We start from the raw sequence: 14,653 nt of genomic DNA, 5'->3' as shown, positions 1-14,653 counted from the left end.
ATACGTTCTTTCGCTTTTTTACGTTTGCGTCATGGTATCTAAAAAGGTTTGAACGGCTTTGCGGTAGCTCTCCGGATTTTTGGTGTACGACATGGCATGCCCGCCCGATTCGGCCAGATAGAGCATCTTCGGGCCGCGTTTTCTGCGGTGCAGCAATTCGGAAGAAGCGGGAGGTATATAATCATCTTCCTTACTGTGAATAAACAGCACGGGCTGCCGGATTCGGCTGATAACCGATAAAGGCGATACATCACGGATACGGTATCCTTCTCTCATCCGCAAAAAGAAATCAGCCAAAGGCAGAAGCGGCCACGGAGGCAGCCGGAACTCCCGCTTCAGCCTGTAGGCGAGCTGATCGCGAAAGCTTGCGAACGGACAGTCCGCAATATAAAAATCAGCGCCGTTTTCATCCTGATGCCCGCCCGCGTATAATAAGGCCGTCACCGCTCCCATCGATTCCCCGTGGATGCCGATTTGACCGCCGTCTCCCGTTTTGTGTCTCACCCAATTCACGGCTTCTTCCAAATCATCTTTTTCAAAATAGCCGTAGCTCGTCGTTCTGCCGCCGCTTTTTCCGTGCCCGCGGTGGTCATATACGAGCACATTCCAGCCTAAATCTAAAAATAAATCCATGTATTTCAATGAATTGAACGAATTTACGGTAACGCCGTGACAAATAATCATGGTGTTTGCCGTATGATGCGGGGCGACGTAAAAGCCTTTGATCTCATACCCGTGGCGTGACAGGATGACGGCCTCTTCTTTTTCCATGGCCTGAAAGGAATCAAATCTATCATGCCCGTCGGCCGTTTCTTTTTTCATGATATCTTCATCCGTCTTTTTCTTCATAAACATAATCAGATTCGTAAAAGCGAATCCGGCAGCCAAAAAGACTGCGCAAGCCGAACCGAACACCGCCAGCCATTTTTTCACACAGGCACCCTCCTTTCATATGGAAAATCCTTCCTCTGGCTTTTCAGGCCCGTGAACGTTGCCGGCCGCCGGCGCTCCGTGGTACACTTGCTTCACCATATTCAGATCCGGGGGGCGTAATGATGAAAAAGCAGCTGCCTAAAGAAAAACACAGCTTAAAAGACGATCTGGGGGAAGATCTGAAGGCCAGGCTTTTGCAAATGAAAAGTGAGCTGAAGGAAGAAGACGAGAAAAAACAGGCGCAGCAAAAAGCGGAACAAATCAGAAAACGAAAAGAAAAAGAAAAAAATAAAAGCTTTGAAGAGCTGCTGAATGAAAGCAGTCTCGATTGGCACAAATATAAATAAACCGGCATCTGACAAGGTGCCGGTTTTATTGTTTAAGAACGATGGGCTTCGTATACGTCCCGTTTTGTATGGTATTGCAGAGCTTTGATTTCCTGGCTGCTTAAACGCCGGGCCTCTGCAGCCGAACAGTTTTCTCTCAGCTGCTCAAGTGAGCTGGCTCCGGTGATGACAGAAGCGACGGCCGGCTGTGACAGTAAGTATTGAAGGGAAAGCTCCGTCATGCTCAAGTCAGGTGCGGCAGCGCTGATCGCTTTTTTGGTTTCTTCCAGTTCCGCAAAAGAATATGTTAAATAGCCGTTCTCTTTTACGCTTGCGGCTGCTTGATCAAGCGGTTTTTTCGTAAGAAGCCCTTTAGCGACAGGCCCTCTGGCGACAACGCTGATCCCGTTCTCCTCTAAAAGGGGAAGCCACTCCTCAGGACGCCGGTCCAGCAGGCTGTATTGCATCATAACGCTTGAGATATTTGATTTTTTTACATATTCTTTAATGACATTCGGACGAATCGAGGAAATGCCGTAATACCGGATGACACCTTCCTGTTTTAAGTCCTCAAACGCTTCGATCGTTTCGTCAATATGGTCTTCCATCGTGCCGCCATGCAGCTGATAAAGGTCGATATAGTCCGTTTTCAGCCGGCGCAGACTGTTTTTGACCGCTTCTTTTATGTATCCTTTGGAGGCGTCCCAATGCCAGCCGTCTTTATCATCATTCCAGCGGTTTCCGGCTTTCGTGGCTAAAATGATGTCGTGCCTGCGGTTTTTGACGGCCTCCCCGACAATTTCCTCATTTCTGCCGAAATCATAAAGATCAGCGGTATCTAAATAATTGATTCCAAGCTCGATCGCTTCATCCAAAATAGACAGCGCTTCAGCTTTATCTGTGCCCAGCGACATACAGCCGAGCCCGATTTCGCTTATTTCTAAATCAGAATGTCCCAGTGTGCGTTTTCTCATCGTTTCGCTCCTTTTTATAGTCTTTTATTGACCGTAATATAAAGGCGCGAAGTTTTCAACTGTTAAGGCCCGGTGATCCAATCTCCGACATAGCGGAATGTCCGCCCGTATTCTTTCAGTTTAGCCCGCACTTCCCACGCCTTTCCGACCAATACGATACTTTTATCCTTCCGATACACCTTCAATCGAAAAGCACCTCCCTCTCATGCATGTATGATAAAATATATGAGGCATAATAGAGAGACAGAACGGGAGATGACATGATGAAACATTTAGAAGAAAAAACACTTGCGAAAAAAAAGCTGTATGACGGGAAAGTCATAGATCTTTACTTAGAGAATGTAGAGCTCCCGAACGGAAAAACAAGCAAGCGGGAAATCGTCAAACATCCGGGAGCGGTGGCCGTACTTGCGGTGACCGAGGAAGGAAAAATCATTTTGGTGAACCAGTTCAGAAAGCCGCTGGAACGGACAATCGTTGAAATTCCGGCCGGTAAGCTTGAAAAGGGGGAAGAGCCGGAACATACGGCGTTAAGAGAGCTCGAGGAAGAAACGGGATATACGGCGGAAACCTTGACGAAAATCACCGCTTTTTATACATCACCCGGGTTTGCTGATGAAATCGTGCATCTCTTTCTTGCGGAAGGGCTTTCGCCGCTGGAAGAAAAGCGCGAACTGGATGAGGATGAATTTGTCGAAGTCATGCAGGTCACGCTTGAAGAGGCCGTGAAGCTGATTGAATCCCGCAGGGTGTATGACGCAAAAACGGCGTACGCGATTCAGTATCTCCAGCTGAAAGAAGCGCTGAAGGAAAAATGATGAAAACCATCTATGCGGATCTGCATATTCATATCGGCCGCACCTATACGGGAAAACCGGTCAAAATCACCGGGGCCAAAACGTTGACGCTGCATCGGATTTTAGAAGAGGCCAGTGAGGGGAAGGGAATTGAACTATTGGGCATCATCGACTGCCATTCCCCGGAAGTCATAGAAGAAATCGAGCGCGGAATTGATGAAGGCAGATACCGTGAGCTGAAAGAAGGCGGCATCCGGTATCGGAATACGACGCTTCTGTTGGGCAGTGAGCTTGAAATCTATGATCACACATGCCGCGGGCCGATTCACGTTCTCGTCTTTATGCCGTCTCTTGCCGAAATGAAGATGTTTTCTGAGTGGCTCGCAAAAAGGCTTAAAAATATCCATCTCAGTTCCCAGCGTATTTATGAAACCGGTTTGAATCTTCAAAGGAAAACAAAGGAATTGGGCGGGCTGTTTATTCCCGCCCATATGTTCACCCCGCATAAAAGCCTGTACGGAAAAGGGGTCATATCTTCTTTGACAGAAGTTTTCGACCCGGCGCTCATTGACGCGGCGGAACTCGGGTTAAGCTGTGACACCGACATGGCTTCGCGGGTAACGGAACTTGATCCGTATACATTTTTAACAAATTCTGATGCGCATTCCTTAGGAAAAATCGGCAGAGAATATAATGAAATGCTTCTTAAAGAAGCGAATTTCACGGAATTTTCGCTGGCTTTAAAAGGGAAGGACGGAAGAAAAATCACGGCGAATTACGGGCTGAACCCGAAGCTCGGGAAGTATTACCGGACGGCTTGCGACCGCTGCGGCGGCCCAGTGGAAAAAGGAGCTTCCGCCTGTCCGGAGTGCGGGGGGAAAACAATGACAAAAGGGGTCAGTGAACGGCTGGAGGAACTGAGCGGACCGAAAAAAAGCCGCGTGCCGCGGCCGCCGTATATTCATCAAATCCCGCTGCAGTTCATTCCGGGGGTCGGGCCGAAAACGTTAGACAAACTGAAGCGGGCTTTCGGGACGGAGATGGCGATTCTTCATCAGGCGCAAGAAGAGGAATTGGCGCGTGTCGTCCAGCCTAAAATAGCGGCTGTCATTCATAAAGCGCGCACCGGGCAGCTCGTCCTTGAGGCCGGGGGCGGAGGGACGTACGGCAGAATCAAGCCGTAAAAGCCGGATTTTAGCGGAGCTCCTCCTGCACCTTCTTTTTCGTGCGGACAAACGCAATCAATTCGATGATTTCATCCTGATTCAGCGGCTGTCCGTCAACGGTCAGTGTGCCGCGGCCTTGTGCGGCGTTTGTTAATTCGATGGTCTGGGTAAACGGCTCCGCCTTTTTTTCAGTGCGCCCCAGTAAATCGTCGCACGTCGTGTCAAACAGATCGGCAAGCGTGCCCAGCGCCTCGAATGACGGACGCCGGTATCCTGATTCATACCCGGCGTACGTGCTTTTGGCGATGCCGAGACGGTCAGCCGTATATTGAAGAGACCAATTTTTCTTTTTTCTCAGTTCAGTTAAACGATCTAAATTCATATTCAAAACCGCTCCTTTTCACTTGAGCAAATTATATCATATCGATATGCAAAAGTGTACGCGAATTGAATAATAATCACTTGATTAATTTCAATCGTCTGTCTATAATTTGATTAAAAGTATGCGAAAAGCGAATGCTTAACACATCTTGAGAAATGGATGAAGAGGTGCAGGGTATGAAAAAATTATTGCTGTTAACAACCGGAGGAACAATCGCCTCAGTCGAAGGAGAAAACGGGCTTGCACCCGGGGTGAAAGCAGACGAATTGTTAACCTACGTATCAAAACTTGATAACGATTACACGATGGAAACCCATTCGTTAATGAACATCGACAGCACAAATATGCAGCCTGAATACTGGGCCGAAATCGCAAATGCTGTCAAAGAAAAATATGACGCATATGACGGGTTCGTCATTACGCACGGGACAGACACAATGGCGTATACATCAGCGGCACTGTCTTATATGCTTCAGCATGCTGATAAACCGATCGTCATTACGGGTTCGCAAATCCCGATTACATTTCAAAAAACCGATGCCAAAAAAAATATCACGGACGCGATCCGCTTCGCATGTGAAGGGGTGGGCGGCGTATACGTCGTATTTGACGGCAGAGTCATTCAAGGCACACGCGCCATTAAATTAAGAACGAAAAGCTATGATGCATTTGAGAGCATTAACTATCCGTATATCGCGTTTATTACCGAAAACGGAATTGAATACAACAAACAAGTGCACATGCCAAAAGACGATGCCTTTACGGTCAATACATCACTTTGCACGGACGTGTGCCTGCTCAAGCTCCACCCGGGGCTGAAACCGGAAATGTTTGACGCATTAAAGGGCATGTACAAAGGAATCGTCATTGAAAGCTACGGCAGCGGCGGCGTGCCGTTTGAAGGAAGAGACATTCTCGCCAAAGTCAATGAAATGATTGAAAGCGGCATTGTCGTCGTCATTACGACACAATGTCTTGAAGAAGGAGAGGACATGAGCGTCTATGAAGTCGGCCGAAGAGTCAATCAAGATCTCATTATCCGCTCCAGAAATATGAACACGGAAGCCATCGTGCCGAAATTAATGTGGGCGCTCGGCCAGTCTCACAACTTGGCTGAAGTCAAAAACATTATGGAGACACCGATCGCAGACGACGTTGTACTGTAAAAACATGACTACCACAAAGAGAAAGTAGGGTTTTAGCATGACAAACGCGCAAAAAGAATATCGTCAGGAAAAAGATTTCCTCGGAGAAAAACAAATTGAAGCTGATGTGTATTACGGAATACAAACGCTGCGCGCGAAAGAAAACTTTCCGATTACCGGATACCGCATCCACGAAGAAATGATTAATGCGCTCGCCATCGTCAAAAAAGCGGCGGCGCTTGCCAATATGGATGTAAAACGGCTGTATGAAGGAATCGGAAATGCGATTGTCCAGGCCGCAGACGAGATTCTTGAGGGGAAATGGCATGACCAATTCATCGTCGATCCGATCCAAGGGGGAGCCGGAACGTCCATGAACATGAATGCCAACGAAGTAATCGGCAACAGAGCGCTTGAAATCATGGGGCATAAAAAAGGTGAATACATTCACCTCAGCCCGAACACACACGTCAACATGTCACAATCGACGAACGACGTGTTCCCGACGGCAATCCATATTTCCACCTTAAAACTTTTGGATAAGCTCCTTGATACGATGGCGCATATGCTGAGTGTCTTTAAGGATAAAGCGAAACAATTTGATTCTGTCATTAAAATGGGGCGCACACACCTTCAGGACGCTGTGCCGATCCGTCTCGGACAGGAATTTGAAGCATACAGCCGCGTGCTCGAGCGTGACATAAAGCGAATTAAACAATCCCGCCAGCATCTGTATGAAGTCAACATGGGGGCAACGGCCGTAGGGACGGGGCTTAACGCCGATCCGCGCTACATAGAACAGGTTGTAAAGCACCTGGCTGACATCAGCGGACTGCCGCTTGTCGGCGCCGGCCATTTGGTTGACGCCACACAAAACACTGATGCGTATACGGAAGTTTCAGCCGCGTTGAAAGTATGCATGATGAACATGTCTAAAATCGCCAACGATCTGCGCTTAATGGCTTCAGGCCCGCGCGCGGGACTTGCGGAAATTTCACTGCCCGCCCGTCAGCCGGGATCATCCATTATGCCAGGGAAAGTCAACCCTGTAATGGCAGAGCTGATCAACCAAATCGCCTTCCAGGTCATCGGGAATGACAATACGATCTGCCTCGCTTCAGAAGCGGGCCAGCTGGAGCTTAACGTAATGGAGCCGGTACTCGTATTTAACCTGCTTCAATCCATCAGCATCATGAATAACGGGTTCCGTTCATTTACCGATCATTGTCTGGCGGGAATTGAAGCCAACGAAAAACGTCTGAAGCAATACGTGGAAAAAAGCGTCGGCGTCATTACAGCGGTCAATCCGCACCTCGGCTATGAAGCGGCTGCGCGAATTGCCCGTGAAGCCATCATGACGGGGCAATCTGTAAGAGATCTCTGCCTTCAAAATGATGTCCTGACAGAAGAAGAATTGGATATCATTTTGAATCCGTATGAAATGACAAAACCGGGGATTGCCGGAAAAGATCTATTAGAAAAATAAATTTTAAAGCAACAACAGCCGCCTTTTCACGTTTTTCAGTGAATAGGCGGTTGCCATACAAAGGGATGAGGCAGTATAGTATAATTTGTTATATCATTTGATGAAAGCGTTTTAGCTTTTTTCTTCTAGGGGGATTTTCTTGTGAAAGAGGTCAGATTGCCAAATTTATTGGAAATTATTATCTTATTATTCGGGTTTTTAGCACTTGTCTTATCGTTCACAGTGTTTTTAGACCTGCCGATCCAGCTAGCTCTATTAATATCCTGGTTTTTCGCTATTATTCTCGGAGTCAGGCTGGGATATTCATATAAAGACTTGCAGGATTCGATTGTCACCGGGATATCAAACGGTCTTGAAGCGGTGTTGATTCTCGTTTCGGTCGGTGCGCTCATCGGGACATGGATTGCCGGCGGTGTTGTGCCGACGTTAATTTATTATGGTTTAGAGTTTATTAATCCCCATATTTTCCTTCTGGCTACACTGGTTATTTGTTCCGTTATGTCCGTTGCGACCGGAACGTCGTGGGGAACCGTGGGAACCGCGGGGATCGCCATGATTGCCATCGGAGAGGGAATGGGTATACCGCTTCCGATCGTAGCGGGAGCCGTTTTGTCCGGCGCTTACTTCGGAGACAAGCTTTCACCGCTGTCTGACAGTACGGTGCTTGCCTCCACGCTTTCTAAGGTGGATGTGCTGTCACACGTCAGAGCGATGATGTATCTGTCAATTCCGTCCTATATTATTACGGCCATTCTATTTACCGTAACGGGATTTATATACGGCGGAAAAAATATTGATCTCGACAAAGTGGAATTTTTAAAGTCTTCATTGCAGAAAACGTTTGACATTCATATATGGATGCTCATCCCGGCTGTTGTCGTCGTTGTCCTTCTGATTTTGAAAAAGCCGTCTATGCCCGTTATCGTCATCGGTGCTTTGCTTGGCGCAATCTGGGCTTCCGTCTTTCAGGGAATGAATTTTGCCGATGCCATTGCGACTGCTTATAATGGTTTTTCCATTAAAACGGACGTCGAATTTTTAAACGGCCTGTTAAACCGCGGAGGCATTACCGGTATGCTGGATACGTTAGTCGTTATTCTGTTCGGTCTCGGTTTTGGGGGAATTCTTGAGAAGCTCGGCGTATTAAAAGTGATTGTCTCAACTTTTGAGAAAAAGCTGACCACACCGGGAAATGTAACGCTTTCGACATTGATCGTCGCCCTTTTAGGAAACATTTTCGGCTGTGCGATGTACGTGTCATTGATTCTGACGCCGAAAATCATGGAGAACAGTTATGATAAACTGAAACTTGACAGAAGAGTTTTATCCCGGAACGCAGAGGTGGGCGGCACGCTTACTTCAGGGATGGTGCCGTGGTCTGATAACGGCATCTATATGGCCGGCATTCTCGGCGTATCCACATTTTCTTATCTGCCGTTCATGTGGCTCAGTTTTGTATCTATCGGACTGGCAATATTGTACGGATACACGGGGAAATTCATTTGGTACACGAAAGAAAAATCCTTGCAATCTCAAAAATTGGGTTAGGAGGTTCATTTCATGATTACAAAGCATATGATTCGGACGTTAATGATTGAAACGCCGACTGTTCCCGGAAATCTCGGAAAAGTGGCAACCGCCATCGGAGTGATGGGCGGAGATATCGGGGAAGTTGAAACCGTTAAAGTCGGCCCGAACTACACAATGCGCAACATCACGGTGCAGGCCGAAAATGAAGAGCAGCTGCAGGAAATCATTCAAGCCATTGAAGCTCTCGGGGAAGGCATTCGGCTTCATACAGTTTCAGATGAAGTGCTCTCTGCTCATGAAGGCGGCAAAATTCAGATGAAAAGCAAAATGCCGATCCGGACATTGGCTGAGCTTGGCCGTGTTTATACGCCGGGCGTCGCCGATGTGTGCCGACTGATTGAAAACGAGCCCGAAAAAGCGTCCATCTATACGACAATCAGCAATTCTGTCGCCATTGTCACCGACGGCACGGCGATTCTCGGCCTCGGCAATATCGGTTCTGTCGCGGGAATGCCTGTAATGGAAGGGAAAGCCGCGCTTTTTGACCAGCTGGCGGGTATCAGCGGAATTCCGATTTTGCTTGATACCTCTGATCCGGAAGAAATTATTCGCACGGTAAAACATATTTCTCCGGGGTTCAGCGGAATTCTGCTTGAAGATATCGGTTCGCCTCACTGCTTTGACATTGAAGACCGCCTGAAAGAAGAACTGGATATTCCGGTTATGCACGATGACCAGCACGGCACGGCGGTCGTCACGCTCGCCGCCGCCATTTCCGCTTGTAAAAGCGCCGGTCTTGATTTAAAAGAAGCGAAGGTCGGACAGATCGGTCTCGGCGCGGCAGGCGTCGCCATCTGCCGCATGTTTATGGCATACGGAGTCAAAGCGGTCTGCGGAACGGACAAGTCAGAAGACGCAATGAACCGCCTCGCTCAGTACGGAGGTCAGCCGCTTGGAAGCATCAAAGATTTAATGGACACGTGTGACATTGTGATCAGCACTACCGGAGTTCCGGGTCTCATTAAAAAAGAGGATGTCAGAAAAGGACATGTCATTCTGGCCTTATCTAATCCGAAGCCGGAGATTGAACCGGAAGACGCATTACAAGCCGGAGCCGCTTATGCAGCCGACGGCCGCTCGGTCAATAATGTTCTCGGCTTCCCGGGTATTTTCCGCGGCGCGCTGAACGCCAAAAGCAAGAAAATCGACCATGAAATGCTTGTGGCGGCCGCAGAAGCCATCGCCTCTTGCACAAAACACGGCGATCTCGTGCCTCAGCCTTTGGATGCGGACGTGCATCAGGCCGTATCAGCAGCCGTAGAACGGGCCGCGGCAGGAAAATAAACAACTCTTACAGTACCGGACATGTGCCGGTGCTGTTTTTTTATCATGAATAGGAAGCGGAATTCTTAGGCAGGCTAACAGATAGCAAAAGACGGAATAAAGAGGTGTCGATGTGGATTATTTTCCGCTGATCCATACAAATATTTGGGATGCTGTGATCGGCGTGCCGGTCGTCTTATGCGTTACACAGCTGATCAAAGTGTTCTGCCGGGTTCCGGGCATATTCGTTCCCACGATTGCCCTTGCTGCCGGAAATGTTGTGTCTATCGTTTTCGGTCACCATGAACACGTGTATGCGGGGATTTTTATGGGATTTTTTTACGGATACGCCGCCATGGGGAGCTATTCATCTGCCAAAACGTCTCTGCGCGCTTACCGGTCGAAACATGAGCCGTATTCATGAATACATCTGGATTTTTTTGTTATGATAAAGAAAAGGCAAAAAGGAGCGATTGGCACATGGCGAAAAGCAAAACGAAAAAAATGCGGGAGCATCTCAGAAGAAACGGGATGCGTGACGCAGTCTTGTCAAGGGGGACGGCGCCGTCTTTCAGCACCCATGAAAGAGTGACGAAAACCAAAAAAGACAGGCTTGAAAGAATAAAGCATAAAAAAAGGAACCCCTATGATCACCGGAGTGATGACGGGGGTTCTTTTTTTATGCCCGAATCTCGCGCCTTTCTATGATTTCTCTGTCATGTTTTCTCTTTTCTTTCATACAATCTACTAAATCAAGTCAATAGATTAGCGGGAGGAAAGCGGTATGAGAAAACAATCGTACAAAGAACTGTTTTTTCGCCATGTAAAGGATCATCTGTCACTTTATATATTTGTGTTCGTCTTGTTTTTGATGGGAGTCATTTTCGGGGCGATCATCGTCAACAGCATGACCATCACGCAGAAAGAAGATTTGTATTACTATTTAAGCAAGTTTTTCGGACAGCTGTCTGACGGAAAACATGCCGGCGCTTCAGAAATGTTTTGGCAGGCCGTCTTTCATGATGTAAAATATTTGGGGCTGATGTGGATTCTTGGTATTTCCGTAATCGGACTTCCGGTTATTTTCATTATGGTGTTTTTAAAAGGAATCGTCGTCGGCTTCACGGTCGGTTTTTTAGTGAATCAAATGGGGATGAACGGGTTTTTCCTGTCATTTATTTCGGTTCTGCCGCAAAACATCGTTCTCATTCCGGCATATCTTATCATGGGGACATGCTCCATCGCTTTTTCACTGAAACTGATCCGGCAGCTGTTTGTCAAACGCAGCCTTCATGACGCGCCGATCCAATGGTTCGGACGTTACGCCTTCGTACTGATTCTCATCGTTTTCTTCTCGGTCATCGCTTCGCTGCTCGAAGCGTACGTGTCTCCGATGTTTATGGAAAAGCTGTCTTCACGCATATTTTAGAATAATTATCACAAAATAATACTTTTATTTATCAGTTTATAATAATTATAGTTGGAACTCTGCGCGTATTTTGTTATAATGAGTCATGGAATGCGGCGTAGGAGGGAAAGACATGGAAAACCGTATTGATCGAATTAAAAAGCAGCTGCACTCGTCAAGCTACAAGCTTACGCCACAGCGGGAAGCAACGGTAAGAGTGCTGCTTGAAAACGAAGAAGACCATTTAAGCGCAGAAGATGTATACCTCCTCGTAAAAGAGAAATCTCCTGAAATTGGTCTCGCTACAGTATACCGTACATTAGAATTATTAACAGAATTAAAAGTCGTTGATAAAATTAACTTCGGGGACGGCGTATCCCGCTACGACCTTCGCAAAGAAGGCGCGGCTCACTTTCATCACCATTTGGTCTGCATGGAGTGCGGAGCCGTCGATGAAATTGAAGAAGATCTGCTTGAAGACGTTGAAGAAGTGATTGAACGTGATTGGAAATTTAAAATTAAAGATCATAGATTGACTTTTCACGGAATCTGCCACCGCTGCCGCGGGGATGAAACAGAGTAAAAGCCTATGAACCTTTTCTGCCAGGAAAGGGTTTTTTGCTGTTTTTATGTATAAAAGCCTTTGAAATTGGCATAAGGTGTACTAACAGCCGCCAAAGAAAGGGTCGATCGAAAGATGGGCAGATTCCTGAAAACAGCCGCGGATACGATCAAAGTGTTTATTCTGTTCACAGGTTTTACCGCGCTGTTCTATTATGCTATGATATGGGTGAATTCAGAGTATGAAAACTATCATCGGTACGATAAACCGGAAGGCTCCGCCGTCAAAGTGGCCAAAACGGACCATGAGGAGAAAGACGGCTGGTTCGGCCGATTGATCTTTTTTTACCAAAACGGGGAGTAGATCAAGAGTGAAGGATCAAATTAAGGATTTCATCCATTATGTGAGGGTTGAAAGAGGGCTGTCCCAAAATACGATGATGTCCTATGAGCGTGATCTGAAAAGTTATTCTCTCTTCTTAACTGAAACCCTTCAGATCACTTCATGGAATGATGTGACCCGTCTTCATATTATTCAATATTTAAAGCATATAAAGGACTCCGGGAAATCCGGCAAGACGTCTGCCAGGCATTTGGCGTCGATCCGGTCTTTTCATCAATTTCTGTTAAGGGAAAAAGCCGCGGATAAAGATCCTTCGGTACATATTGAAACACAAAAAACAGAGCGGACGCTTCCGAAAGTATTGGCGCTTCACGAAGTTGAGCGGTTATTGGACACGCCTAAGCTTGACAGCCCGTTCGGTCTCAGGGATAAAGCCATGCTTGAACTGCTGTACGCAACCGGCATCCGGGTCAGCGAGATGATCGAGCTGAAATTATCCGACGTCCATTTGACGATGGGATTTGTCCGCTGCTTCGGAAAAGGGCGGAAAGAGCGGATTGTGCCGATTGGTGAAGCCGCTTCCCATGCGATAGAAGCATACATTGAAAAAGCCAGAGGGAAATTATTAAAGAAAAACGTAACCGAAGCGCTTTTTCTGAATCATCACGGCAGGCAGATCAGCCGTCAGGGGTTCTGGAAAAACCTGAAAAAAATCGCCCTTGAAGCGGGGATTAAAAAAGAGCTGACACCCCACACGCTCCGGCACTCTTTTGCAACGCACCTGCTCGAAAACGGCGCGGATCTGCGCGCCGTGCAGGAGATGCTCGGACATGCCGATATTTCCACGACGCAAATTTATACGCATGTGACGAAAACAAGGCTGAAGGACGTGTACAAACAGTATCATCCGCGCGCTTAGGAGCCGCTGCCGGAGGGGCCGCGGCTTTTTTGCCGGATTGGCGGAATACAGAGAAGGTTCTAATTATTTGAATCGGCATTGTCAACAAGAATGTAAACGGTTTATACTTGAGTTGTCTGACCTCTGTAAGCTACAATGGACAGATGGAAGAAAAGGAGGCTTTTATGATGTCTGAATACAAATATAACCGGGTATTTTTGATCGTAATGGATTCTGTCGGAATCGGTGAAGCGCCGGACGCCGCCGATTTTAATGATATAGGCGCAAATACGCTCGGACACATCGCAGAGCACATGAACGGCTTACATATGCCCCATATGGCGCAGCTCGGTCTCGGACTGATCGGAGACATTAAGGGCGTGGAAAAAACGGAGCACCCTCTTGCGTACTACGGAAAAATGCAGGAGGCGTCAAACGGGAAAGATACGATGACGGGGCACTGGGAGATTATGGGCCTCTACATTGAAAAACCGTTTAAAGTGTTCCCGGAAGGATTTCCGGATGAACTTCTTCAGGAACTTGAGCGGCGTTCAGGACGGAAAATCATCGGAAATAAGCCGGCTTCAGGCACGGCGATTCTGGACGAGCTCGGAAAAGAACATATGGAAACGGGTGCGCTGATCGTTTATACATCAGCAGATTCCGTGCTGCAGATTGCGGCTCACGAAGATGTCGTTCCGCTGGAAGAGCTGTACAGCATCTGTGAAACGGCCAGAGAACTGACGCTTGATCCGAAGTACATGGTCGGCCGGATTATCGCAAGACCGTTCGTCGGCGAACCGGGCAGTTTCAAACGCACGCCGAACCGTCATGATTATGCGCTCAAACCGTTCGGCCGCACGGTAATGAACGGAATGAAAGACAGCGGATTAGACGTCATTTCCATCGGCAAAATTTCTGATATTTATGACGGAGAAGGCATTACATCTTCCCGCCGCACGGTATCTAATATGGATGGCATGGACAAAGTGATTGAAACGCTCGGTGAAGAGTTTACGGGCCTGAGCTTTGCCAACCTCGTTGATTTTGACGCGCTGTACGGACACCGCCGCGATCCGGAAGGGTACGGAAAAGCGCTTGAGGAATTCGATGCGAGGCTTCCGGAAGTGTTGGGAAAAATGAAAGAAGACGATCTGCTGATCATCACTGCGGATCACGGCAATGATCCTGTCCATCACGGCACGGATCACACGCGGGAGTATGTGCCGCTTCTTGTTTACAGCAAAAAGCACAAACACACTGAACAGCTGCCGCTTGCGGATACATTTGCCGATATCGGCGCAACCATTGCGGATAATTTCAAAACGGAAAAGCCGGAATACGGAAAAAGCTTTTTATCAAGATTACAGTAGGGGGACTT

Annotated in this window: 18 protein-coding genes; 14 read left to right on the top strand and 4 right to left on the bottom strand. The window is 47.6% G+C overall.

Features of this window, described 5'->3' with window-relative positions; translation table 11 throughout:
* Positions 1–18: 18 nt before the first annotated feature.
* Positions 19–933, bottom strand: coding sequence for an alpha/beta hydrolase (locus tag ACWJJ5_RS15795; RefSeq protein WP_025649815.1), 915 nt, complete (start codon positions 931–933; stop codon positions 19–21).
* A gap of 122 nt (positions 934–1,055) precedes the next feature.
* On the opposite strand from ACWJJ5_RS15795, the gene ACWJJ5_RS15790 reads away from it, so the two are divergent.
* Entirely contained in the window at positions 1,056–1,280 is a 225-nt protein-coding gene (locus ACWJJ5_RS15790) for a YqkE family protein (RefSeq protein ID WP_070082061.1), read from the top strand.
* Positions 1,281–1,312: 32 nt separating this feature from the next.
* Here ACWJJ5_RS15790 and ACWJJ5_RS15785 read toward each other — a convergent pair whose 3' ends face one another.
* Both ACWJJ5_RS15785 and mciZ read right to left on the bottom strand, forming a co-directional pair.
* The gene (locus ACWJJ5_RS15785) at positions 1,313–2,233 is read right to left on the bottom strand and encodes an aldo/keto reductase (protein WP_102422738.1); all 921 of its coding nucleotides are present in this window, start codon (positions 2,231–2,233) and stop codon (positions 1,313–1,315) included.
* A 62-nt stretch (positions 2,234–2,295) separates the two neighbouring features.
* Complete coding sequence (mciZ, locus tag ACWJJ5_RS15780; protein ID WP_003153315.1) at positions 2,296–2,418, bottom strand: Z-ring formation inhibitor MciZ; 123 nt, start codon at positions 2,416–2,418, stop codon at positions 2,296–2,298.
* A 78-nt stretch (positions 2,419–2,496) separates the two neighbouring features.
* Between mciZ and ACWJJ5_RS15775 the strand changes: the two genes are divergently transcribed.
* Both ACWJJ5_RS15775 and ACWJJ5_RS15770 read left to right on the top strand, forming a co-directional pair.
* The gene (locus ACWJJ5_RS15775) at positions 2,497–3,051 is read left to right on the top strand and encodes an NUDIX hydrolase (protein WP_327968578.1); all 555 of its coding nucleotides are present in this window, start codon (positions 2,497–2,499) and stop codon (positions 3,049–3,051) included.
* The gene (locus ACWJJ5_RS15770) at positions 3,051–4,214 is read left to right on the top strand and encodes a TIGR00375 family protein (protein WP_017418076.1); all 1,164 of its coding nucleotides are present in this window, start codon (positions 3,051–3,053) and stop codon (positions 4,212–4,214) included. Before ACWJJ5_RS15775 ends, ACWJJ5_RS15770 begins: the two co-directional genes overlap by 1 nt.
* Positions 4,215–4,224: 10 nt before the next feature.
* Here ACWJJ5_RS15770 and ACWJJ5_RS15765 read toward each other — a convergent pair whose 3' ends face one another.
* Complete coding sequence (locus tag ACWJJ5_RS15765) at positions 4,225–4,578, bottom strand: helix-turn-helix domain-containing protein (RefSeq protein WP_003153320.1); 354 nt, start codon at positions 4,576–4,578, stop codon at positions 4,225–4,227.
* Positions 4,579–4,754: 176 nt separating this feature from the next.
* On the opposite strand from ACWJJ5_RS15765, the gene ACWJJ5_RS15760 reads away from it, so the two are divergent.
* The 11 genes from ACWJJ5_RS15760 to deoB all read left to right on the top strand — a co-directional run bounded on the left by ACWJJ5_RS15760 (position 4,755) and on the right by deoB (position 14,645).
* Entirely contained in the window at positions 4,755–5,744 is a 990-nt protein-coding gene (locus tag ACWJJ5_RS15760; RefSeq protein ID WP_003153321.1) for a type I asparaginase, read from the top strand.
* Between the two features lie 37 nt (positions 5,745–5,781).
* On the top strand, positions 5,782–7,209 hold the full coding sequence (aspA, locus tag ACWJJ5_RS15755) for an aspartate ammonia-lyase (protein ID WP_003153322.1): 1,428 nt from the start codon (positions 5,782–5,784) through the stop codon (positions 7,207–7,209).
* 141 nt (positions 7,210–7,350) lie between these two features.
* Positions 7,351–8,757 (top strand): Na+/H+ antiporter NhaC, encoded by a 1,407-nt coding sequence (gene nhaC / locus ACWJJ5_RS15750; protein ID WP_077722549.1) that lies wholly within the window; start codon positions 7,351–7,353, stop codon positions 8,755–8,757.
* 12 nt (positions 8,758–8,769) lie between these two features.
* On the top strand, positions 8,770–10,083 hold the full coding sequence (locus ACWJJ5_RS15745; RefSeq protein ID WP_014305342.1) for an NAD-dependent malic enzyme: 1,314 nt from the start codon (positions 8,770–8,772) through the stop codon (positions 10,081–10,083).
* 112 nt (positions 10,084–10,195) lie between these two features.
* On the top strand, positions 10,196–10,486 hold the full coding sequence (locus tag ACWJJ5_RS15740; RefSeq protein WP_003153325.1) for a hypothetical protein: 291 nt from the start codon (positions 10,196–10,198) through the stop codon (positions 10,484–10,486).
* A 56-nt stretch (positions 10,487–10,542) separates the two neighbouring features.
* A complete protein-coding gene (locus ACWJJ5_RS15735) occupies positions 10,543–10,770 on the top strand; it encodes a hypothetical protein (protein ID WP_003153326.1) in 228 nt (75 codons plus the stop codon).
* Between the two features lie 76 nt (positions 10,771–10,846).
* On the top strand, positions 10,847–11,491 hold the full coding sequence (spoIIM, locus tag ACWJJ5_RS15730; protein WP_077722547.1) for a stage II sporulation protein M: 645 nt from the start codon (positions 10,847–10,849) through the stop codon (positions 11,489–11,491).
* A 112-nt stretch (positions 11,492–11,603) separates the two neighbouring features.
* Complete coding sequence (gene fur, locus ACWJJ5_RS15725; protein WP_003153330.1) at positions 11,604–12,053, top strand: ferric iron uptake transcriptional regulator; 450 nt, start codon at positions 11,604–11,606, stop codon at positions 12,051–12,053.
* 114 nt (positions 12,054–12,167) lie between these two features.
* Positions 12,168–12,395: a YqzK family protein gene (locus tag ACWJJ5_RS15720; protein ID WP_070082057.1), complete on the top strand. Its 228-nt coding sequence runs from the start codon at positions 12,168–12,170 to the stop codon at positions 12,393–12,395.
* Positions 12,396–12,402: 7 nt separating this feature from the next.
* Positions 12,403–13,293, top strand: coding sequence for a site-specific tyrosine recombinase XerD (gene xerD, locus ACWJJ5_RS15715; protein WP_012117897.1), 891 nt, complete (start codon positions 12,403–12,405; stop codon positions 13,291–13,293).
* 167 nt (positions 13,294–13,460) lie between these two features.
* Entirely contained in the window at positions 13,461–14,645 is a 1,185-nt protein-coding gene (gene deoB, locus ACWJJ5_RS15710) for a phosphopentomutase (protein WP_454022518.1), read from the top strand.
* Positions 14,646–14,653 lie beyond the last annotated feature (8 nt).

Source organism: Bacillus sp. JK74 (assembly GCF_053663395.1).
Note: the sequence above shows the minus strand (reverse complement) of the source record. Positions and strands in the feature narration are given on the sequence as shown.